We start from the raw sequence: 21,140 nt of genomic DNA on the forward strand, positions 1-21,140 counted from the left end.
TTTTAACGATGAGATTTAGCGTATTGGCAAGTGGTAGTAGTGGAAATGCAATTTATGTGGAAAATGAAGAGCATTCCTTTTTAGTAGATGTAGGACTAAGTGGAAAGAAGATGGAACAACTATTTAGTGAAATAGATCGGGATATAAAAAAACTCTCTGGTATTTTTATTACACATGAGCACAGTGATCATATTAAAGGATTAGGTGTAGTTGCAAGAAAATACGGTGTACCTATTTATGCAAATGAAAAAACATGGTCTGCTATGGATTCTCTCATAGGAAATGTACCAGTAGATCAACGATTCCAATTTGACATGGAAACGGTAAAAACATTTGGAACAATTGATATTCAGTCTTTTGCTGTCTCACATGATGCAGCAGATCCGATGTTTTACGTTTTCCATGAAAATAATCGAAAGCTTGTATTAATTACAGATACCGGCTATGTAAGTGATCGGATGAAGGGACATATCAAAGGTGCAGATTCCTTCGTTTTTGAAAGCAACCATGACGTAAGCATGCTTCAGATGGGACGCTATCCTTGGTCGGTTAAGCGAAGAATCTTAAGCGATGTTGGACATGTTTCAAATGAAGATGCTGCTGTTGCTATGAGCGAAGTAGTGGATTTCAAAAATACCAATATTTATTTATCCCATTTAAGCAAAGATAATAATATGAAGGACCTTGCTCGTATGAGTGTGGCACAAACGCTTCAATCTTGTGGAATTGTTGCGGGTGAATATGTCCATTTACATGATACCGATGCCAATAAGCCTACTGAGTTAGTCCTAGTATAAGTTCCAAAAGCTATTTAATGCTTTTGGAGCTTTTTTTGTTCTTTCATTTAAGTTTTATTCAACTTTAAAAAAATTTTCATCTTATTTTAATGTAAGTTGGGTAAATTACTAATACAAGCATATATGTTAGAAGAAAGGGAGATGAAAATGGACGAATACAATCCATATGAACCAGAAAAACCAGAAGAGCCAAAGAAGGAAAAGAAAAGAGGTCTAGCTGGTTATTTTTTTAGTGCGTTGGCAGGTGTTATGGTTGGTGCATTGCTCGTTTGGTTTTTAATACCTTCTGTTGTAACGAACCTACCATCAAATAATGAAATCAAATCAAACAATACAACACAGGAAACCAAACAGCTTTCTGTTGATGTGACAACAGACGTGACAGGGGCAGTTGAAAAGGCCTCTGGTGCTGTAGTAGGTATTACTAATATTCAGTCGGTTACTGATTTTTGGAGTAACTCTCAATCTACACAAGAAGCTGGAACAGGTTCTGGAGTTATATATAAAAAAGCTGGTGGAAAAGCTTACGTTATAACAAATCATCACGTTGTAGAAGGAGCAAAATCCCTAGAAGTAACATTAGTGGACGGAACAAAAGTGGATGCCAAACTTGTAGGAAGCGATATATGGAGTGATTTAGCAGTTCTTGAAATGGAAGACGCTGGAGTAGATGCAGTGATTGAATTTGGGAACTCAGATACACTTAAACAAGGAGAAACAGTTATTGCTATTGGTAACCCTCTTGGTTTAGATTTTTATGGATCGGTTACAACAGGTGTTGTATCTGGTAAAGATCGTGCGATTCCAGTTGATTTGAATGGAGACCAAGTGGTAGATTGGCAAGCAGAGGTTTTACAAACAGATGCTGCTATCAACCCTGGTAACAGTGGAGGAGCTTTAATCAATTTAGCAGGTCAACTTGTAGGCATAAACTCGATGAAGATTTCTGAATCAACTATAGAAGGGATTGGACTTGCAATTCCTGTTAACACTGCAATACCAATTATTGAAGATTTAGAGCAAAACGGAAAAGTAAATCGTCCTTCTATGGGTATTACTCTTTTAGACTTAACCAATGTACCTGCATTCCATCAAAAAGAAACATTGAAATTACCTGCTGAAGTAACTACAGGTGTAGTGGTCGATGAAGTAGTTCCTAATTCGCCAGCAGAAAAAGCAGGAATGGAGACGTATGATGTCATTGTTGAAATGGATGGTAAGAAAGTAGAGGATACGATCGATTTACGAAAACATTTATACAATGAAAAAGAAATTGGAGAAGACTTAAAAGTTAAAGTATATCGCCAAGGAAAAGTAGTGGAGCTTACATTGAAATTAGTCGAAACAGATGCATTATAAACATGTGGATAACTTCTAAATGTAAATAAAAGATTTACACAGCGAGTAGGATGAGAAAAGCTTGTCTTTCCTACTCGCTTTTTGTTTGTTAAAATAGGCTGTGGATAAGAATGTACGATTTGTGTATAACCCTGGAGAAAAATAAGATAATGAAAGGAAGCGAAAAATTGAGAATATTCAGTTGCGAAACGCATATAAATCAAGCTTTAGATATGTTTGTAGCAGAACAAAAAACCTTCCCTATGTTAGAACAATTAACGGATGAAGAAAAGTTATCCACAAAATGCACATACTGTGATGTCGCAGCAGTATATATTGTAGCTGATGAAAAATAGAGCACAATATGTAGATAACTAATGTGGATATGTGGATAAGTAATGTGTATAACTTGTTTGTAAATGAAATGTAAAGGTGGATAACCTGTGAATATACAAATTATCTCGGTCGGAAAATTAAAGGAAAAATATTTGAAATTAGGAATTGACGAATACACAAAAAGACTAAGCAGTTACGCAAAAATAGATTTGGTGGAAGTGCCCGATGAAAAAGCGCCAGAAAACTTAAGTGATGCAGACATGGAAATTGTGAAGAAAAAAGAAGGAGAACGTATTTTAGCAAAAATCGGAGCAGATACATACGTCATTGCTCTAGCAATCGACGGCAAAATGAAATCGTCGGAGCAGCTTGCAAGTGACCTGGAATCACTCATGACATATGGGAAAAGCAAAATTGCCTTTGTTATTGGAGGATCTCTAGGTCTACATGAGGAAGTATTGAAAAGAGCAGATGAAAAACTTTCGTTTGGTAAGATGACATTGCCGCACCAATTAATGAAGCTAGTGTTGGTGGAGCAGATTTATCGAGCTTTTAGGATTATTAAGGGAGAACCGTATCATAAATAGGGGAGGTAAATAAATTTAATATTAATAGAAAACCCATGATATTATTATTGATGGGGTTTTAATATATCTTCACCAGATAAAGTCATAGGATTCTTGAATAAACTTATTAACTTTTTGTATGACTTAAATAATTCATATTCTAAAATATGAGAAGTTAAAACGGTGTGCTTATATTGACAAGATCTAGCTGAAAAACCAGTGATTTCATACTTGTCATTAAGAAAATATTCTTCTAATTCAAAACCAGACGTTTAATGGTGTCTTTTAATATATTTAAGTAGTGTTTTTGAACTCGATCTAGAAAAACGACCCTGTGTCAGAAACATTCACGTTAATTCCAACAAACATGAATGTTAGAACTTTCCTGTTTTTTTCTAACACAGGGTCACTTTATTATTGCTTATGATGATTTTATAATGCAAACAGCACCAAACCAGTACTTTAGGTGGGGGCTGTTTTGATGAGGAGATTTTAATAAAAATGATTTGGTTATTTATAAGTAATATTTACTTTGTAACCCATATTCTTAAAAAATTGAGTTAGTGCCTTGTCTGCATTTTTTTCAGCAGTTGTTAATAAACCGGCAGAAATAACTTCTTCTTTAACTTTTTGTTGAGCAGTAGCCGCTAGTTCAAAACCTTCATTCCAATCAACTTCATCATTGAAAATCCCACCATCAACGTATGTTGTAATTTTGTCCATTTGAAGTGAAGGTTCTTGAATAAGTTTTGCGTGAGGTAGAGTAATATCAATCTCTTTCGTATCTTCACTAATCTTCATATCGTCTTCCGTAACCTCATTCAAATCAACACCTGCGAGAACCGTTGCGGGAACAATGAGCAATATTTCACGTTTAGTGCCAGGCATAGGTAAAGGAATTTTCTTACCAAAAAATTTGTTGTCTTCAATATTAAGCACGGTCTTTGTTTGAGCTTCGGCTGTTGCTAAAGTGGATAACTCCTGTACATTTTCCACAAAAGTTACAGAATTTTTTTTAAAAACATTACCATTAATTAGCCAAATAGCTCCAAAACCGAGTACGAATAGTAGAAGTATAATAATTAGAATATTTTTAAACCCAGAGAATAATGATGACAATTTAAATCCATTTTCATATCTTGCATAAGGACTTGATCGATAACTTTCTGCAAGAGTTGCAGCATTTTGTTGTTTGGATTCTGTAAATTCAATAATTATTTTTTCCAAATGAGCAATTCGTTCGTCTTTACTTTTTAATAGGTCATCATTTTTATCCATTATCTCACCGTTTCTATTAGATAGTTTATAACGCAATATGTAAGTTATTCTCATATGAGGAGTTAATTAAATTATAGCAAAAGAATTCATTTGAAAATATACCCAATGGATAATATTTGCAGTAATAATGGTATGATAAGAAAAATATTGTTAAATGAGGTGTTCATGTTGGCAAACGAATCTACCGTACTCGAAGTTGTACTTTCGAATGTTGTGAAGTTACCAGGTGTTAAAGTGGATCGAAGAGAGTTTTTAGCGAAGAGTTTTTCGAAACATTTATCGCCTGATGAACTTGCCGAGCTGATTGAAAAAGGTCCTGGACAGGCAAATATTGATAAACAGATCTTAAACAATATTGCTAAAAAAGTGATTTCTGATCGGACGATGCAAAGTTCAAGTCTTTCGTTTGCTACGGGCATCCCAGGTGGTTTAGCGATGGCTGCGACGATTCCAGCAGATACTGCGCAGTTTTTTGCCATGGCTTTACGACTTTCTCAAGAGCTCGGCTACATTTATGGCTATGATGATTTTTGGGATGGCGAAGAAATGAATGCGGAAAATGTTAGCGGCGATTTAATCTTGTTTTTAGGTGTCATGTTTGGCGTTGGCGGAGCAACAGCCACAATCAAAGCTTTATCATCACAGTTGGCGAAACAAGCGTTAAAGAAGATCCCGAACAAAGCTTTAATGAAGACTGTCTACTATCCGATCATTAAAAAGACATTAGAGTTCATTGGCTTAAAGGTTTCTAAAAATTCATTTGCCAAAGGCGTTTCCAAAGCGATTCCGTTGGCAGGCGGGATTGTATCTGGTGGGTTAACATATGCATCCATGACCAAGATGGGAAAACGACTGGCCAAAGCACTGGAAGAAAACATCGATCTTACCCCAGAGCAAATCAGACAAAGTTTTGAGGAATTGAGGAAAAACAATCCAGAAATTATTGATCTGGAGTTTGAGGAAATAATGAAGGAAAAAGTATAAGTAGAAATCCGAGCACTAGTAATTCAGGTGCCAGTGCAAGAAACTAACGTGATTATTGAACCAATCGTGAAAGTTTAAACTTTCATAATTCTTTTGTGTGCTGGCACCTAAAGTTTAAGTAGCTGACGAAAAAGCTCCCGAAAACTTGAGTGAAGCCGACATGTTGCTAGTGAAACGAAAAGAAGGCGGACGCATCTTAGCAAAAATCGAACCCGATGCTCACGTCATTGCCCTTGCCATTAACGGAAAAATGAAATCCTCCGAACAACTAGCCGACGACATCAACCAACTCATGACGTACGGCAAAAGCAAAATCACCTTCGTCATCAGTGAGTGAACGCTGGTTGGCTCAAATTACTGATGTGGATGGTTTGCCTGTAGATTCAATTGCATCTGAACTTAAAAATTGTGACGTTGTTGAATTAGATTTACATTAAATTAAGAAAAAACATTAACTTAATCTGAAACCATGGGTGGTCCTTTCAAAAAGGTGAAATTTTTCATACGTAGGTTGGAATAAGTTAAAGAGACAAAGAATTAAACCTCATTTAGATGCAATACGGAGAACCGTATCATAAGTAAATGAGGTTTTTAGAAAAAGTTTGATGGGAGAAGTGCTATTTTGATTTTTGAGTGACTAGATGAACATTTGTAACATGAATGGTTGTTTTTGTTCAATCAGGATTTTCTTATCAAAATGAAAAAAATCCTGATTGAACACAACTACAAAAAATGGTTGAATCCTCCATATGCACTTTTGTTGACTTTAATATTCGCCTTTAATTACAAAAAATGAGCCTCGAATTGTTCCAGCAAGTTTAGACTTCTGCCTAGCAAACTTAAACTTTCCTTCTAATTCCTTTGGTACTTCCATCCCCTCAGAAAGCTTAAAACCAACGGCCCGTTTCTTAGGGTCATCAACCGTATACATGACGTTGATCGCAAGACCATCCTCATAAAAGACGTAGGCAAATTTGATATTTTCCACTTGAAAACGTGAAGTCTCTAAAGGTTTGGCAGCAAACTCAATTTCACGTTCTTCTTTCAAAATTCGGTTCACATAATCAAGGGTCTCCTGACTTTCGCTAGCAGGTACAACCGTAAATTCATGCTTATATTTGTTCATAAAGTAACGGGCCTCGTTCGCACGTAAACCAGCAAGCGCTTCTACTACAGGTGAAGACTCTAAATCAACCGTAGACACATTTTTAAAATCAACTATATAGGACATTTCCCAACCCTCCATTTATCTTTTTTTAACAACAGGAATCTACATTTCACCAAAAAGTCCAACCCTCTTTATAGTTTGCGGCTCTTCGGACGTAGCGCCCATGAAGCGATATTGAGTGCAGCGTATGAAAGAGGAAGGATAACATGAAACCCGTATTCACCATAATCGTTAGCAAAAGCATGAGACAAAGCCGCACCAGTCATTAAAAAGAAGAGACCAGCGTGAGCCCATTTTTTAAGTCTAGGAAAGCGTGGCACGACGATAGCGATGACTCCAAGTATTTTCCAAGTCCCAAGAATATTCGTGATGTATAATGGGTAACCAATATTCGTCACTAACGTAATGTTTCCCCCAATTGCATCAGTTGCCCGATACCACTTAACGTAATCGATCCTGCGAGTAGTAATGTGACTGACCAATATGCAATCAATTTTCCATTGAGCTGGGTTTCTAACTTCTCGGTTGTTTCCGCACCAATAACCTTACTCATTTGATCCCTCCTAATCATTGTTTTAAGTGAAAATTTATTAAACGTTACAAATTTTCCGAATAATCAACTCCTAAATAGACACCTCCCTTTATTTCCTAACAACAGGAATCCACATTTCACCAAATACTAAGCCGTTTCGCTGCCCCATCACAACAGCTGTATTTGGGCCACCAACATAGGCAACATTATTTGCTTCTGGCAAGGCTTCTCCAAAGGCAATGCCAGTAAGTTTGTTACTCAACTCTTCATCTGTATTCGCTTCCCCTTTAACAACGAGGTATTCTCCCTTAGGAAATTGGATAACTCTAGTTGCTTCTGGTAATGTTCCCTCTGTCATGACACCAGCATAATGCATCATCTTGTTATTCACGGCTTCGTTAACGACGAAAATGTATTCATTTGTGGCTAGGGCTTTTAACGTGTCAAGCCGTCCATCTTGTTTGACTGACTGCCAAAAGTCTGACTTTTCCTTGTTTATGCCAGCATAGTCTGTGTAATCGCTCGTAAGCTCAGTTCCCAAACCTAAAACGATAAAGCTGTCTTTTTCTTCTAAAGTATAATTCGCCATTTTCAAAACCTTCCTCTTTTTTAAAATTTATCAAATGATTTGTCTTTTCACTTGATGAGTTTATAATAGTCTTTAATAGTGTCAAAAAATGATACTGTTTAGGAGGTCCAGATGAAAAAAGTTGAACGGATTAATATCATCATGCGGTATATCAACAACCGATCCCACTTTACAATTTCTGAGATCATGCAAGAATTTAACATCTCTCGTTCAACCGCTATTAGAGATATCAGAGAAATTGAAGCCATGGGGATGCCCCTTGTTGCTGAAGTTGGAAGGGATGGGGGGTATTTTGTCATGAACAATTCTGTCCTGCCCACTGTCCGCTTCACCGATAATGAGATTAAAGCTCTCTTTATTGCCTTTATGGCCACAAGAAATCAACAACTCCCTTATCTAAAGAGCCGTCAGTCTTTAGCTGAAAAATTACTAGGCCTCATTTCAGAAAACCAGCAAGATGACCTCGTTCTTTTAAATCAAATCTTGCTTTTTGAAGGAACTAACCCTAATAATCCCGACCTACTTGATCTGTCAGACCTCCCCCATCCTATTTTAGAAAAACTTATCCAAATCCTTCTTTTGGATCGCTATTTATTGATTACTATCGAAGAAGAGAAGATAGTAAAGATTTATCCAATTTATCTCTTGCACCTTTATCGTGAAAAAAGCCTTTGGCTGATTGAAGGATTTGACTTAAAGGAAGAGAATAGGGAGATTTTTCCTGTCGACAATCTCACCAATGTCGAGCCATACCCTACGAAAAAAAGATTAAGTAAGAAAAATATTTTAGAAAAACTAAGTAAGCAGGAAGAAGTAATCAACCTTGTCCTTGAACTTGGTCCAAAGGCAATTGCCCAGTTCAAAAAATACCATCCTTTAAAAGTTTCAATTTCCTATACAAATCCTTACCAAACCACAGCCATTCTAAAGACTTTTATCAATGTTAATAATTCAGGAGAATTGACAGAAATAACAAATTGGCTGCTTTTCCTGGGTGAGGATATCAAGGTCAGGGAAGTGCCAGAAGAAGTCTTAGAAGGTTTACATGAGAGAGTATGTTTATTCTGCCTTTAAGCAATGCGGTTAAAAGCCAAATAATTTTGAGCTTGGCCAATTGCAGTGCCTCTCAATTTTGCACACAATGGGGAGATATATACTTCTGATTAGTGTAAATACTTTGATAGGTTAATAGCATTTTTATCAGTACTGTTCTTTATTTAATTTCTAGTAAAATCATTTTAACAAAAAAGGTAAAAACCTCATTTAGATGCGTTACGGTGAACCTTATCATAAATAGAGGATGTTTTAGCCCCGAACTAGTGGGGTGAACCATATCCAAGTTAATTAGATATTAGAATAGAGACAAACCCTAAAAAAGTATAGGTGAAATGAACCCAAAAAGTTAGACACTTTATTTGTAAGGATTGAGTTCGGTATTGTACCGGACTTAATCCTTTTAATTTTTCCTTAATTTGTTTGTGACTGTAGTATTCAATATATTGTTCAAGTTCTCGCTTTAAGTGTTCCATGTTTTCAAACTCTTGTAAGTAAAGCAATTCTGATTTTAAGAAACCGAAGAAGTTTTCAATTACTGCACTATCGAGGCAGTTTCCTTTACGAGACGTACTTTGTGTAGTGCCATGTTCTTTTAATGCGTGAGCGTCTTTATTCATTTGATAGTGCCACCCTTGATCAGAGTGAAGTACTGGGGCACCTTCTTCGGATAAGTGAGTGAAGGATTGTTCTAACATCTTTGAAACAAATGGATAAATAGGGCGTTTTTCAACGTTATACGCAATAATTTCTACGGTAAACAAATCAAGTACAGGTGATAGATAAAGTTTCTCACCAAATAAATGGAATTCCGTCACATCCGTTACCGATCTTTCGTTTGGTTTTGGCACAACGAAATCACGTTTTAAAATATTTGTCGCAATCTTACCGACGTTTTCTTTGTATGAGCTTTTGACGTCGGGAAAATGGTTCATTTATGCTCCGGAACTATGAGTGAAATTAAAGGTGTGGTTCTTTCGTTCTATACATGCTACTTAATTGTAAAAAACGCAGATCCATCTTTATAGGAATTTAGACATATGCAAGTGTGGCTATTTTAATACTATAGTTAAGTATAGATAGGTATAAAAGCAGTTTCACGTATGTAGCTAAGGTATTATGATAGCCTTGTAACATATAAAATAATCAAGTGAAAAAGGCAAACCACGAGAAATCGTGTGACGCAAAGCCAAGGGCCTGGACCACGCTAAGTGCTATGTGGATGGCAGCCGGTTACCGCAAGGATTCAGAGTCCTTTTATTATGAGCCTTGTTAAGAGGCTTATTTTTATGCGCGTTATTCCTTATTCACTACTGAAAGGTAGGGTAAAGAACATGGGTAAAAGTTTATCAAGTAAAATTTCAGCATTACTAGCATTGGTGTTAGTTTTGCAAGTTTTCCTGTTTCCAATGAAAAATGTTTTGGGAGCAACAGATAACAACCTTCTGCCGCCAAGTAACCTTGCGTACCAACATATCACACCAGATGATGTGAAGCTTACTTGGAGTGCGATAGTTAATGCTACAGGCTATAAAATATATGAAATTACAGAAGGTCAATTAACACCACGTGGTACAGTTACTACGAACAGTTATACGATTAATGACCTACCAGAAGGATCGTATACATATGTCGTTTCAACGTTAAGTGCGAACGGAGAATCTGGTCCTTGTGCACCGATTACGGTGAACGTTGCTTATCCAACGATGACAGCTCCAACACTTTCTTACACTTTACAAAATGCAAACGACATTAACTTGAGCTGGACGACTTCTCAGTATGTAGAAGGATATAAAGTGTACCAAATTGGACCAAATGGAGAGCAAACATTAGTTACTACAGTAACAGGTAAAACGTATACGATTTCAAATGCTCCTGAAGGGAATTTCACGTACTCAGTTTCTTCATTTAACTCTAAATATGGAGAGTCGCCAATTTCTAATACTGTGGACGTAACAATTCATCATCCAGAAATGGCAGCTCCAACGAATTTGACGTATACAATTGCAAACGTTAATGACGTAACACTGAAATGGACTGCTTCTTTACACGCAACAGGTTATAACGTATATCAAATTGTTGATGGGCAAAAAATATTAAAAAGTACTGTAACAGGAACGAGTGTTACATATACGAATACTCCTGGTGGGGAATACGTATATGAAGTTCATTCTCTAAATAGTCGTTTTGGTGAATCGGCAGAAGGAAGTCAAGTAACAGTGAATGTAGGATTGGTAACGATGCTTCCTCCAACAAACTTAACGTACACAATTGCAAATCTTAATGATGTTACGTTAAAATGGAACGCTGCTGCAAATGCGACAAGCTATAAAATTTATCAAATTATTGATGGGCAAAAAGTATTAAAAAGTACAGTAACAGGAACGAGTGTTACATACACAAAATTACCTGCTGGAGATTATGAGTATGTAGTGCATTCTGTAAGTAGCCGTTTTGGTGAATCGGCAGATGGAAGCCAAGTAAAGGTGAACATCGGAGAAGTTGCGATGATGCCGCCAAGCAATGTTACGTATTCAATTGCGAATGGAAACGACATTGTTTTAAAATGGGACGCTGCTACGAATGCGACAAGCTATAAAATATATCAAATTATCGATGGAAAAAAAGTATTAAAGAGTACAGTAACGACAACAGCTGTTACGTATGCAAACTCTTCAGCAGGAGACTATGCTTATGAAATTTACTCTGTAAGTAGTCGTTTTGGTGAGTCGGCAGAAGGAAGTTTAATTTCTGTAAAGGTAGAGCCTGTTGTAATGGCAGCTCCAACGAATCCGACATATACAGCAGCTAACATTAATGATGTTACATTAAACTGGGATGCTGTACCGTATGCCACAAGCTATAAAGTGTATCAAGTTATTGATGGACAAAAAGTATTAAAAAGTACAGTAAATAATACAAAAGCAACGTTTACGTATTTACCAGTAGGTGATTACAAATATGAAATTCATGCTTTCTCTAGCCGTTTCGGAGAATCAGCGGAAAATGCGAAAGTTTCTTTCGAGATTAAGTTCCCACAAATGAGTCCACCGGCAAACTTAACGTATGTTATTAAAAATACTACTGATTTCACTTTAAGTTGGGATGCTGCAGAAAACGCGACAAGCTATAACGTGTATCAAATTATTGATGGACAAAAAGTGTTGAAAAACACTGTTACAGGAACAACTATTAGCTATACAAAGATGGCACCAGGTGAATACACGTATGAAGTACATTCTGTAAGTAACCGTTTTGGAGAATCAGTAGAAGGTAGTACAGTTTCTTTAACATTAAATGGCGTAGATTTACCTGCACCAACAAGTTTAGCGTATACAATTCTTAATGGAAATGACATTAAGTTGACGTGGACAGCTGTTACAGGTGCATCGAGCTATAAAATTTACGAAATTGTCGATGGTCAAAGAATTTTAAAGAGCACGTTAACAGGAACGGCTGTGACTTATACGAACCAATCAGAAGGCGATCACAAATATGTTGTGACATCTTTCTCGTCATTGTTTGGTGAGTCATCAACTGCATCAGAAATTACAGTTCCTTTACAGTTCCCGAATATGGATGCACCAAGTTCTTTAACATTTAAAATTGTTAATGGAAATGACGTTTCTTTAACTTGGGGAGCAGTTCAATATGCAACAAGCTATAAAGTGTATAAAATTATTGATGGACAAAAAGTACTGAAAAATACAGTAACAAATTTATCAACTACGTTGTCTAATGTATCATACGGGGAGCATGTCTATGTTGTTCATTCTGTAAGCCCTCGCTTTGGAGAGTCAGCAGAAGGTAAAGAAGTATCTGTTAATATGAGTGAAGTACAAATGGCTAAGCCAAGTAATGCTACGTACAGTTTCGTAAATGGAAATGACATTAAATTAACTTGGGAAGCAGTTCCTTTCGGGACAAACTATAAAGTATATCAAATTATTGATGGACAAAAAGTATTAAAAAGTACAGTAAATACTACAACAGTAACGTATGCGAATCAGCCAGAGGGCGAGTATGTGTTTGAAATTCATTCGTATAATTCTCGTTACGGTGAATCAGCAGAAGGAAGCAAAGTATCAATTAATTTAGTTTTCCCAGAAATGCAAGCGCCTAGCAATTTAACGAAAACAGCTACGAATGTGAATGATATCGTTTTAAAATGGAACGCTGCAACGTATGCAACGAGCTATAAAGTGTATCAAATCGTTGATGGACAAAAAGTATTAAAGAATACAGTAACAACTACTTCTGCATCATTTCCTAAAATGGCAGAAGGTCAATATGAGTTTGTAGTTCATGCTGTTAGTCCGCGTTTTGGTGAATCGGCAGAAGGAACTAACATTGATTTCGAGATTATTTGGCCGGAAGTACAAGCTCCAGTCATGACTAACACGATTTTTAACGGCAACAACGTTACTTTGTCATGGAAAGCTGTTAATTGGGCAAACGAATATCTTGTATATGAAGTAACGGGATCAAATCGTCAGCTAGTATACAAAGGATTAGCCTTAACTACACAACTATTTAATCTTTCAGAAGCAACGCATTATTATGAAATTGTTGGGTTTAGTAATCGTTTCGGTGAATCAGCTCCTTCTAGCCAATTGTCAGTGGACATTGTTTATCCAGAAATGGAGCCCCCAGTAGCAAGCATTAAATTACTAAGTCCGACAAGTGCTCGAATTTTATGGGACTTTGTAACGTATGCAAATGGTTACAATTTATATGAAATTGTGGATGGGGAACCCGTGTTAATTGCCGAAAAAATCAATAATTTATCTTACACAGTTTCAGATTTAACGTATGCAGATCATGAATATTATGTAACGTCATACAGTAACTCATTTGGTGAATCAACACCATCAAACGTCGTGTTAGCGAAATTGATTGTGGATACGACAGCGCCTGTTACAACAGCGGATTTACCAAGTAATTGGACAAATGCAAGTCCTGTAGTCGTAACATTATCTGCATCAGATGACGAGACAGGAGTAGCAAATACGTATTATTCAGTAAATGATGATGAGTTTAAATCTGGAACATCGTTTACCGTGTCAGAGCAAGGAATTAATAAAATTACTTTCTACTCTGTAGATAAAGTAGGTAACAAAGAAGCAGAAAAAACTGTATTTGTGAAAATCGATACAGAAGCGCCAACTACAAAAACTAGTGAAATTCCAGAGTGGTTTACTGCAAATACATCTATTAACTTATTTGCAACAGATGCATTAAGTGGAGTATCTAAAACGTTCTATTCAATTGATGGAGCAGCATATATGGAAGGTACAACAATTAAAGTAGATGGAAGCAAAGCTTCTTATAAAGTTAGCTTTTATTCAGTGGATGTTGCTGGAAACAAAGAGGAAGTTCAAACGATTGAAATAAAAGCAGATTTAATTGCACCTACTACAACTGCGACAGCTCCGTCAGAGTGGACAAACGAAGATGTAGTTGTAAAATTGCAAGCACAAGATGCTGAAAGTGGCGTTGAAAAAACGTTTTATTCAATTAATGGATCTGCCTTTGTGGAAGGAGATACTTTCACAGTCCAACAGGAAGGAATTCATACAATTCAATTTTATTCTGTTGACTTAGCAGGTAATGTGGAGGAATCGAATACTATTAAAGTGAAAATCGATAAAACAGTACCAGCCGTTTTAATGGACGTAAACAAAGAGTACAAGCTGGGTGATTCATTACAATTAACATATTCAGCGAACGATAGTCTTTCAGGTGTTGTTTCGGAAGAGATGATTGTTACTTCACCAAGTTTAAAAACAACAGTTGTAGCAAATGGGGAATCTGTAAAATTTGATGAGCCAGGTAAGTATAACGTAACTGTTACAGTAACGGATGCTGCTGGAAATAGCGTAACTATTACAAAACAATTTACCGTTTACATTTCAGCTACGCTGGAAGTAATGCCAGAAGTAATTAAAGGAAATAAAGGGGTATTCACAGTACGTGTCATTCTGCCAGCAGGGTTCAGTACAAAAAGTTTCGACTTGAATACTGCAACTGTTAATGGTGTAAAAGCCTTGAATAGCAATAATGGATATTATAATCAAGCAGAACTTGGACAGTTTAAGTTCGAACGATCTCATTTCACGTGGAATCAATCGCAAGTAACGCTTGTGTTTAGAGGTTACGTAAATGGAGTACTAGTTGTTGGACAAAAAACTGTTAAAGTAATTAAATAAAAGTTTATATTTTTCAATTTCCAAAATCCCACATTTACTTGTGATATGGAGCACCTAACCATAAGTAAATGAGGTTTTTTCAAAAAATTTGGATATATTAAAAACCGCAAGTATACATGTTAGGGTGAACCGTACCATAAATAAGTGAGGTTTTTAAAACAGGCACATTCGCTTCATGCGAATGTGCCTGTTTTTCTACTAAAGTATATGTTGCAACTAAGTAAGCACTTTAACTGGCAACTGTTTCTGAAAATTCATCTCCATCTGCCGAAATATATAAACCGGTAGCAATGATCGATGTAGAATAAATTTAACTTTTGTATAATTGCTCATTTCTATTCTGATGTCTTTTGTTTTTGGTCTAAATGATGACTAAAGAATGTTAGCAGACTTGCACAGACTGCAACTATCCCACCGACCCAAGTTACATTCATTAAATTTCCTTGATGGTACACAATTCCGCCTAATGCAGAACCAAAAGCGATACCTACGTTGCTTGCCACTGGCATTAGTGAGGCGGCGAGGCCTGTTGCTTTTGGCTGATAAATTCCTGCGAGGTCAATTAAATATAGCTGAGTAGATGTTGTTAAGAGGATAGCCATTAACGACATTAATCCAATATTTATTAATCCTAAAACAAAATGATTTGTAGTCCAAAATAAACTTGTCAGAACAACTGCTTGGACGAGAAAAACAAACCGAAGGCGACCGATTGCATTTTGGCTAGCAATTTTACCAGCGAGGATGTTGCTGAAAATCGAAATAAACCCATAACAAAATAAGATTATACTAATTGAATTATTTGGTGCTCCCATTTCTTTCAAGATTGGTACAAGGTACGTAAAGACTGCAAAAGTTGCGCCAAATCCGAGTGCAGGAATGAAAAAAGCCATCAATATACGTGGCTTGGTCAATAAAGAAAACTGATCACGTATCGAACTGCGTACTTGGCTGAGTCTATGAGGTAAGACAAAAAAGGATGCCAAAAACGCCAATCCTCCTAGGAAAGTGGTTAACATGAAAGTGGCATTCCAGCCGTACTCTTCGGCGATCACAATACCAATTGGCACTCCAATGACATTTGCAAGTGTGAAACCACCGAAAACGAATGAAATAGCAAGTCCGCGTTTTTTAATCGGCATGGTTTCACTTGCTACAATCATGGCTAGAGAGATTAAAACTCCTGTTACAATCGCTGTCATAATCCGAAGTGCAAGGAGCATTATATAGCTCGTCGAAATTACGCACAAAGCATTTAGGAAGATGAAAGATCCTATCAAAAACAACATCCATCTTCGCTTTGGAAAATGACTTGTTGCTGACATCACTAGTGGTGTAGCGAAGGCAAACGTAATTGCAAACGCAGAAACGAGTGTGCCTGCTTTTACATTAGTCATATTAAGACTTGAAGAAATATCTGTTAAGATTCCGACAATAACAAATTCACTTGTCCCGAGAACAAATGTTAATAAAGAAAGTGTTAAGATAAGCAACCAATGTTGCTTGGATAATTTTGTGGAGTGCATAAATACCTCTTTCTTAGATGAATGTAAATATGTGACATAGTAAATACACAACCTTAACATCATACCAAGAATATGTTTGCCTGAAAAACCCTATCTTAGTCAAGTAGAGGATAATTGATTTCCAGAATCGACAAGGATGCAGCGTTAGCAAAAGACCATTTTAAAAAAGCGCACTTAGGAAATCCACGGGGAACCGTATCGTAAATAAAGGCGTTTTTTTTATGATGAATAGATAAGCAAAGTATGCAAAATTATTTATTTTGGATACTTTTTCGTTAAGAAGGTATTTTGATATAATACGTTGAATACATATAATAAATATATTTTTTTCTCTTTAGCAAATTTTATTAAACAAAATTCAAAAAAATTGACTTCTATTTCTATTATTATCAATATTAATATCTATGATGAAATCGCGCTTAAATAATATGCTATATCGAAGGAGGCGTAGTATGAAGCAACTTTATATAAAGCAGAAGGTATTCAGTCTAAGTGGCAAATTTACGGTAAAAGATCAGCAGGAGAAGGATGTCTATTACGTGGAGGGCAGTTTTATGCAGATCCCAAAGACTTTCTCCATTATGAATACAACAAAAGATGAAGTCGCCCTTATTACGAAAAAGGTGTTCAGCTTTTTACCGAAGTTTTTTGTTGAAGTAAATGGTCGAGAGGTGTTAACGATTAAGAAGGAGTTTTCTTTCTTTAAAGCACGCTATACGATTGATGCTGCAGACATTGAGGTACACGGTAACTGGTGGGATATGAATTTTCAGGTTTTACAGCATGGTGTAGTCATAGGTAAAGTGAACAAGGAGTGGTTCACTTGGGGTGATAGCTACAAGGTTCAAATATTAAATGAGGAGATGGAGGCTATCATTATTGCGTTCGTTGTCGCAATTGATTGTGTGAAGGCTGATCAAGCAGCTGCTTCCTCAGCAGCGGCGACCTAATGTAAGGATTTACAATATAAAATGCTGGCGCGTTTACTTTAGAAATTCAAAATTATAAATAACAGTTGAAATAACATCAAATAAGTAGGGAAATCACAAATGAATTCCCTGCTTTTTTTATGGAGTTTTAATGAGAATATTTACTTGATAACTGGATTAATTTTATAAAACCGCATTTAGAATAGTTAACCCTACCATAAGTATGTGCGGTTTTTCTTAATAATAAATTTCCATTAAACCAACAGGGTACAAATAAGATAGTTACATAAATTTATTTAATTATGAGTTTATAGAGAGCATAGACTATAGAAAAGTGAAGCAGATAGCTTCACTTTTTTTGTTTTGAAAGACAGACCATAAGAGCAAGAATGAGGACGAAATGAAGATTGATTACTTGTTAAAATGAATTCAACGAACATTAGGAGGAAATAAAATGAACAAGATTCAGGAATTCAAAGAGATGCATTTTTCAAATGATATATTATTTCTAGGCAACGCTTGGGATTTACTTTCAGCCTTAACACTTGAAAAAGCAGGATTCAAAGCCATAGGTACAACCAGTTGGGGTATTGCAAACTCACTAGGATTTTCAGATGGAGAATTGATTGATTTTGATAGACATTTAGGAATCCTCAAAACCATAGTAGAGAATGTGAAAATTCCTGTTTCTGCCGATATTGAGGCTGGGTATAGCGAAGACACTAACATAATTATTGATAATGTTTTAAGGACGGCAGATGTGGGGGTAGTGGGTATCAATATTGAAGATTCATTGAAAAAATCAATTGGCTTAAGAGAGGTTTCAGCGCACGGTCACCTTCTGGAGAAAATAAGGATAGCATTGGACCAGAATGGTTATAAAGATTTTTATATTAACGCCAGAACAGATACTTATTTTCAAATGCAAAATCCTTTAATAGAAACAATTGAACGAGGGAAGGCATATGTTGAGAGTGGCGTTAGTGGGATTTTTGTTCCTGGCTTGAAAGAGCATGACGAGATCAAAGAAATCACCTTGAATGTAAATGCTCCACTAAATGTATTATCTTTACCTGGACTAACAAATTGTAATAAGCTTAAAGAATTAGGCGTGAGGAGATTTAGTTTTGGGAATGCCCTATCTGATAAAGTAAACGCTTATTTAGAAAAGAATGCGGATGAATTACTAGCGTATATGGATACTTCTCATTTGTATGAGAACTAGTATAAGTGCAGAAAGGATAGTGGAATAAATGGTGATAAAAATCAACCTTTCATTTGAAGAGATGTGGGAGAAAATTATCGCTTGTGATCGTAAATATGATGGTCTATTTTTTACGGCGGTAAAAACAACGAAAATTTACTGCCGTCCTTCTTGCAGATCTAGGAAGCCCAAAAAGGTAAATGTGGAATTTTACTATGAGATCAATGCAGTTGAAGAAGCAGGTTTTCGCCCTTGCAAAAGATGTCAGCCTGAAATTGAACAATCACCACATATTGAGATTGTTAAAAATATTATTACGCTTCTAGTCAATCATTATAAGCAAAAAATAGTATTAAAAGATATAGCGGATCAAGTCGGTTTAAGCCCTTATTATCTAGAACGCTTATTTAAACAAGAAACCTCCGAAACTCCGCGTACTTATCTGGAAAAAATACGCATCGATAAAGCAGCCTATCTTCTTAAAAGTACAAAAATGTCGAACCTCGAGATTTGCTATGAGGTCGGCTTCCAAAGCCCTTCCAATTTTTATAAAGTGTTCCGAAGTTTGAACAACTGTTCACCTAGCGAATATAGAAATGTGATTCCAAAATGAATTGGACTGATCATGAATATTATATAAAAATTGTTCCTCCAAATGAATTTATTTTTGATGAGTGTTTAATTTTTTTAGGGATATCTAATCAGGAAGTGCTTCATCAAATAAAAGACGGAGCTGTATATAAACTAATAAAAATTAAAGACGCTAGGGAAGGATGGTAGGCATATGCTACCTTTTATCTTTGGAGGTCATTATATGACGAAAAAATATAGATTAAACTATGAATCACCGATTGGCATAATAGAAATAATTGGTACTCGTGAAGTTATCAATTCTATACTGTTTTCTGAAGACGATAAAAAGAGAATTCATTACAAGCTGAAACCCCTCCGCTTTTAACAGAATGCTACAACCAACTTGACGAATATTTTAGGGGACTTCGCCAAGAATTTACATTCCCATATCAATTTGAAGGGACTGACTTTCAAAAAACAGTATGGAACGATTTAACAAAAATATCTTACGCTAATACGGTATCTTATAAGGATATAGCTATTTCCATTGGAAATGAAAAGGCCATCAGAGCAGTAGGGAGGGCAAATGGGAAAAACAAGTTAAGCATTGTCATTCCTTGTCATCGAATTATCGGTTCTACAGGAAAATTAACAGGTTATGCTATGCAGGTGGTCTATGGAGAAAGGAATGGCTGCTTAAGCATGAAAAATCTATTAGAAGTATCAAGCCTTAAAAAGTATCTTACCATCGGTGTCCATTTTCTTAACGATCAACCTTTATATATAAATATCTACTAAGGGTTGATCGTCAAGAATGCTTTCTTATTGGGAAAAGGTTAGTACCGAGTTCATTTAATCCAATAGCCACTATAATAATAGCCGTGCCTAACCACTGAAGCGGAGTTACTGCTTCTGACAAAATAAGGCTAGCTGATAGAATTGCGATAGGTAATTCAATGGATGTTAATATATTTGCGATTCCTCCCGAAACCAAAGGTGCACCAACCGCGAAAAATAATGGTGGCAGGACTGCTCCAAATAAAGAAACCCCTACAGCAGCAGTGAATAACTCTTTCTCCAATGGCAATACAGAGGGAATCTCACGCATAAATAGGATAAATACTAAAATGGTTGATCCTGTTACCATAAATGAGCTTCGCATCCATGGATCCACATCGACAGCGACCTTTCCACTGAAAAATATAAATCCAGCATAAGTGAATGCGGATAGAATTCCAAAAATGAAACCTTTAATAGGAAGGCCTTGTATCTCCCCATTTAAAACATTTGAAGCAAAAAAGACCCCGACTAGGATCAAAATAATGGACAATACTGTTACAGGTGCGGGTTTTATTTTGCTAAAAATCCATTCTAAAATGATCCCTATCCAAACGAATTGAAACATTAAAATGATGGCCAATGAAGCGGGCAAATATTGCATCGAACCATAATAAAAAATACTTGTTAACCCGATAAAACAACCGGTCATCATTATTTGAAGAACTTTCTTCTTATTAAGTCCCTTGATACTAGAGCGTTTCAATAGCGTAAAAGACCATAATAATATAAAGGAAATCGTCATTTGAACGATATTAATTTGACCAAGTGTGTAACCGTAGCTAAACCCCAATTTAGCAAATATAGGTGTAAAACCAAAAAATGATGCACCTAATAATATATATAAAATACCTTTATTTAATTTCATTGTGAGACCTCCTTGGTGCTTAAAAACAACCATACTATTATATCATAAATAAGGAAGAAAATTGGCTGTGACTATCCAAAATCATTTATGAGCATTAGACTAACTCTTTACTATTTTTTACTTTTCATACGCTCAGGTGAGAGTAACTTCAGACAACTCTTCAGTATGTAAAAAAACTCAGTAATTCAGGAATTAGATAGGAAAGCTCATTGAATTGAATAACCAAAGAATCTCATTTTTTTTAGTCACGTAGAACCGCACCATAGTCATAGATAAGTTTTCATTAATAAAGCCGAGTTCTTAAAAGGAACGAGGCTTTATAACTTTTCTATGGAAATAAGGTGCTGAAATGG

At 36.0% G+C, this 21,140-nt stretch carries 16 protein-coding genes, 4 pseudogenes and 1 riboswitch; of the genes and pseudogenes, 13 read left to right on the forward strand and 7 right to left on the reverse strand.

Annotated features, from left to right (window positions below; genetic code table 11):
* Positions 1–8 precede the first annotated feature (8 nt).
* The 4 genes from PGC35_RS16870 to rlmH all read left to right on the forward strand — a co-directional run bounded on the left by PGC35_RS16870 (position 9) and on the right by rlmH (position 3,058).
* Complete coding sequence (locus tag PGC35_RS16870) at positions 9–797, forward strand: MBL fold metallo-hydrolase (protein WP_053591159.1); 789 nt, start codon at positions 9–11, stop codon at positions 795–797.
* Between the two features lie 147 nt (positions 798–944).
* Entirely contained in the window at positions 945–2,156 is a 1,212-nt protein-coding gene (locus tag PGC35_RS16875; RefSeq protein WP_375219987.1) for a S1C family serine protease, read from the forward strand.
* Between the two features lie 149 nt (positions 2,157–2,305).
* On the forward strand, positions 2,306–2,491 hold the full coding sequence (locus PGC35_RS16880; protein ID WP_375219988.1) for a CxxH/CxxC protein: 186 nt from the start codon (positions 2,306–2,308) through the stop codon (positions 2,489–2,491).
* Between the two features lie 87 nt (positions 2,492–2,578).
* A complete protein-coding gene (rlmH, locus tag PGC35_RS16885) occupies positions 2,579–3,058 on the forward strand; it encodes a 23S rRNA (pseudouridine(1915)-N(3))-methyltransferase RlmH (protein WP_275788124.1) in 480 nt (159 codons plus the stop codon).
* A 489-nt stretch (positions 3,059–3,547) separates the two neighbouring features.
* Here the strand turns inward: rlmH and PGC35_RS16890 are convergent, their stop codons facing one another.
* A complete protein-coding gene (locus PGC35_RS16890; protein WP_375219989.1) occupies positions 3,548–4,315 on the reverse strand; it encodes a DUF4230 domain-containing protein in 768 nt (255 codons plus the stop codon).
* A gap of 165 nt (positions 4,316–4,480) precedes the next feature.
* Here PGC35_RS16890 and PGC35_RS16895 point away from each other — a divergent pair, with 165 nt between their 5' ends.
* Positions 4,481–5,299 carry a bacteriochlorophyll 4-vinyl reductase gene (locus tag PGC35_RS16895; protein ID WP_375219990.1) on the forward strand — a complete coding sequence of 273 codons (819 nt, stop codon included), beginning with the start codon at positions 4,481–4,483 and terminating at the stop codon, positions 5,297–5,299.
* 124 nt (positions 5,300–5,423) lie between these two features.
* A pseudogene (locus tag PGC35_RS16900) lies at positions 5,424–5,627 on the forward strand (23S rRNA (pseudouridine(1915)-N(3))-methyltransferase RlmH); the annotation flags it as partial.
* 438 nt (positions 5,628–6,065) lie between these two features.
* Here PGC35_RS16900 and PGC35_RS16905 read toward each other — a convergent pair.
* The 3 genes and pseudogenes from PGC35_RS16905 to PGC35_RS16915 all read right to left on the reverse strand — a co-directional run bounded on the left by PGC35_RS16905 (position 6,066) and on the right by PGC35_RS16915 (position 7,588).
* Positions 6,066–6,530, reverse strand: a complete 465-nt coding sequence (locus PGC35_RS16905; protein ID WP_056831405.1) for a hypothetical protein — start codon at positions 6,528–6,530, stop codon at positions 6,066–6,068.
* A 68-nt stretch (positions 6,531–6,598) separates the two neighbouring features.
* Positions 6,599–7,020 (reverse strand): annotated as a pseudogene (locus PGC35_RS16910) (DoxX family protein).
* An 88-nt stretch (positions 7,021–7,108) separates the two neighbouring features.
* Entirely contained in the window at positions 7,109–7,588 is a 480-nt protein-coding gene (locus PGC35_RS16915) for a GyrI-like domain-containing protein (protein WP_053591165.1), read from the reverse strand.
* A 111-nt stretch (positions 7,589–7,699) separates the two neighbouring features.
* Between PGC35_RS16915 and PGC35_RS16920 the strand changes: the two genes are divergently transcribed.
* Positions 7,700–8,662 (forward strand): helix-turn-helix transcriptional regulator, encoded by a 963-nt coding sequence (locus tag PGC35_RS16920; RefSeq protein ID WP_375219991.1) that lies wholly within the window; start codon positions 7,700–7,702, stop codon positions 8,660–8,662.
* A 344-nt stretch (positions 8,663–9,006) separates the two neighbouring features.
* Here the strand turns inward: PGC35_RS16920 and PGC35_RS16925 are convergent.
* Positions 9,007–9,549, reverse strand: a pseudogene (locus PGC35_RS16925) (IS3 family transposase); the annotation flags it as partial.
* A 240-nt stretch (positions 9,550–9,789) separates the two neighbouring features.
* Positions 9,790–9,882: riboswitch (cyclic di-GMP riboswitch) on the forward strand.
* A 93-nt stretch (positions 9,883–9,975) separates the two neighbouring features.
* Between PGC35_RS16925 and PGC35_RS16930 the strand changes: the two are divergent.
* Complete coding sequence (locus PGC35_RS16930) at positions 9,976–14,850, forward strand: OmpL47-type beta-barrel domain-containing protein (RefSeq protein ID WP_375219992.1); 4,875 nt, start codon at positions 9,976–9,978, stop codon at positions 14,848–14,850.
* Positions 14,851–15,185: 335 nt separating this feature from the next.
* Here PGC35_RS16930 and PGC35_RS16935 read toward each other — a convergent pair whose 3' ends face one another.
* Complete coding sequence (locus PGC35_RS16935; RefSeq protein ID WP_375219993.1) at positions 15,186–16,376, reverse strand: MFS transporter; 1,191 nt, start codon at positions 16,374–16,376, stop codon at positions 15,186–15,188.
* Between the two features lie 452 nt (positions 16,377–16,828).
* On the opposite strand from PGC35_RS16935, the gene PGC35_RS16940 reads away from it, so the two are divergent.
* The 5 genes and pseudogenes from PGC35_RS16940 to PGC35_RS16960 all read left to right on the forward strand — a co-directional run bounded on the left by PGC35_RS16940 (position 16,829) and on the right by PGC35_RS16960 (position 19,816).
* Positions 16,829–17,326, forward strand: coding sequence for an LURP-one-related/scramblase family protein (locus PGC35_RS16940; protein ID WP_275788111.1), 498 nt, complete (start codon positions 16,829–16,831; stop codon positions 17,324–17,326).
* A gap of 433 nt (positions 17,327–17,759) precedes the next feature.
* Positions 17,760–18,530: an isocitrate lyase/PEP mutase family protein gene (locus PGC35_RS16945; RefSeq protein ID WP_375219994.1), complete on the forward strand. Its 771-nt coding sequence runs from the start codon at positions 17,760–17,762 to the stop codon at positions 18,528–18,530.
* Between the two features lie 28 nt (positions 18,531–18,558).
* Positions 18,559–19,122 carry a bifunctional transcriptional activator/DNA repair enzyme AdaA gene (locus PGC35_RS16950; RefSeq protein WP_375219995.1) on the forward strand — a complete coding sequence of 188 codons (564 nt, stop codon included), beginning with the start codon at positions 18,559–18,561 and terminating at the stop codon, positions 19,120–19,122.
* Positions 19,119–19,289: a hypothetical protein gene (locus PGC35_RS16955; RefSeq protein WP_375219996.1), complete on the forward strand. Its 171-nt coding sequence runs from the start codon at positions 19,119–19,121 to the stop codon at positions 19,287–19,289. The genes PGC35_RS16950 and PGC35_RS16955 overlap by 4 nt, the downstream gene beginning before the upstream one ends.
* 34 nt (positions 19,290–19,323) lie before the next feature.
* A pseudogene (locus tag PGC35_RS16960) lies at positions 19,324–19,816 on the forward strand (methylated-DNA--[protein]-cysteine S-methyltransferase).
* Positions 19,817–19,890: 74 nt separating this feature from the next.
* Here PGC35_RS16960 and PGC35_RS16965 read toward each other — a convergent pair.
* Positions 19,891–20,787 carry an EamA family transporter gene (locus PGC35_RS16965; RefSeq protein ID WP_375219997.1) on the reverse strand — a complete coding sequence of 299 codons (897 nt, stop codon included), beginning with the start codon at positions 20,785–20,787 and terminating at the stop codon, positions 19,891–19,893.
* Positions 20,788–21,140 lie beyond the last annotated feature (353 nt).

Origin of the sequence: Psychrobacillus sp. PGGUH221 (assembly GCF_042055255.1) — a bacterium.
GTDB lineage: Bacteria > Bacillota > Bacilli > Bacillales_A > Planococcaceae > Psychrobacillus.

Excerpts from the sequence above, each read along its gene's own strand:
- PGC35_RS16870 (WP_053591159.1), top strand. The coding sequence starts at position 9 with ATGAGATTTAGCGTATTGGCAAGTGGTAGTAGTGGAAATGCAATTTAT.
- PGC35_RS16875 (WP_375219987.1), top strand. The coding sequence starts at position 945 with ATGGACGAATACAATCCATATGAACCAGAAAAACCAGAAGAGCCAAAG.
- PGC35_RS16880 (WP_375219988.1), top strand. The coding sequence starts at position 2,306 with ATGAAAGGAAGCGAAAAATTGAGAATATTCAGTTGCGAAACGCATATA.
- PGC35_RS16890 (WP_375219989.1), bottom strand. The coding sequence starts at position 4,315 with ATGGATAAAAATGATGACCTATTAAAAAGTAAAGACGAACGAATTGCT.
- PGC35_RS16895 (WP_375219990.1), top strand. The coding sequence starts at position 4,481 with ATGTTGGCAAACGAATCTACCGTACTCGAAGTTGTACTTTCGAATGTT.
- PGC35_RS16905 (WP_056831405.1), bottom strand. The coding sequence starts at position 6,530 with ATGTCCTATATAGTTGATTTTAAAAATGTGTCTACGGTTGATTTAGAG.
- PGC35_RS16915 (WP_053591165.1), bottom strand. The coding sequence starts at position 7,588 with ATGGCGAATTATACTTTAGAAGAAAAAGACAGCTTTATCGTTTTAGGT.
- PGC35_RS16920 (WP_375219991.1), top strand. The coding sequence starts at position 7,700 with ATGAAAAAAGTTGAACGGATTAATATCATCATGCGGTATATCAACAAC.
- PGC35_RS16930 (WP_375219992.1), top strand. The coding sequence starts at position 9,976 with ATGGGTAAAAGTTTATCAAGTAAAATTTCAGCATTACTAGCATTGGTG.
- PGC35_RS16935 (WP_375219993.1), bottom strand. The coding sequence starts at position 16,376 with ATGCACTCCACAAAATTATCCAAGCAACATTGGTTGCTTATCTTAACA.
- PGC35_RS16940 (WP_275788111.1), top strand. The coding sequence starts at position 16,829 with ATGAAGCAACTTTATATAAAGCAGAAGGTATTCAGTCTAAGTGGCAAA.
- PGC35_RS16945 (WP_375219994.1), top strand. The coding sequence starts at position 17,760 with ATGAACAAGATTCAGGAATTCAAAGAGATGCATTTTTCAAATGATATA.
- PGC35_RS16950 (WP_375219995.1), top strand. The coding sequence starts at position 18,559 with ATGGTGATAAAAATCAACCTTTCATTTGAAGAGATGTGGGAGAAAATT.
- PGC35_RS16955 (WP_375219996.1), top strand. The coding sequence starts at position 19,119 with ATGAATTGGACTGATCATGAATATTATATAAAAATTGTTCCTCCAAAT.
- PGC35_RS16965 (WP_375219997.1), bottom strand. The coding sequence starts at position 20,787 with ATGAAATTAAATAAAGGTATTTTATATATATTATTAGGTGCATCATTT.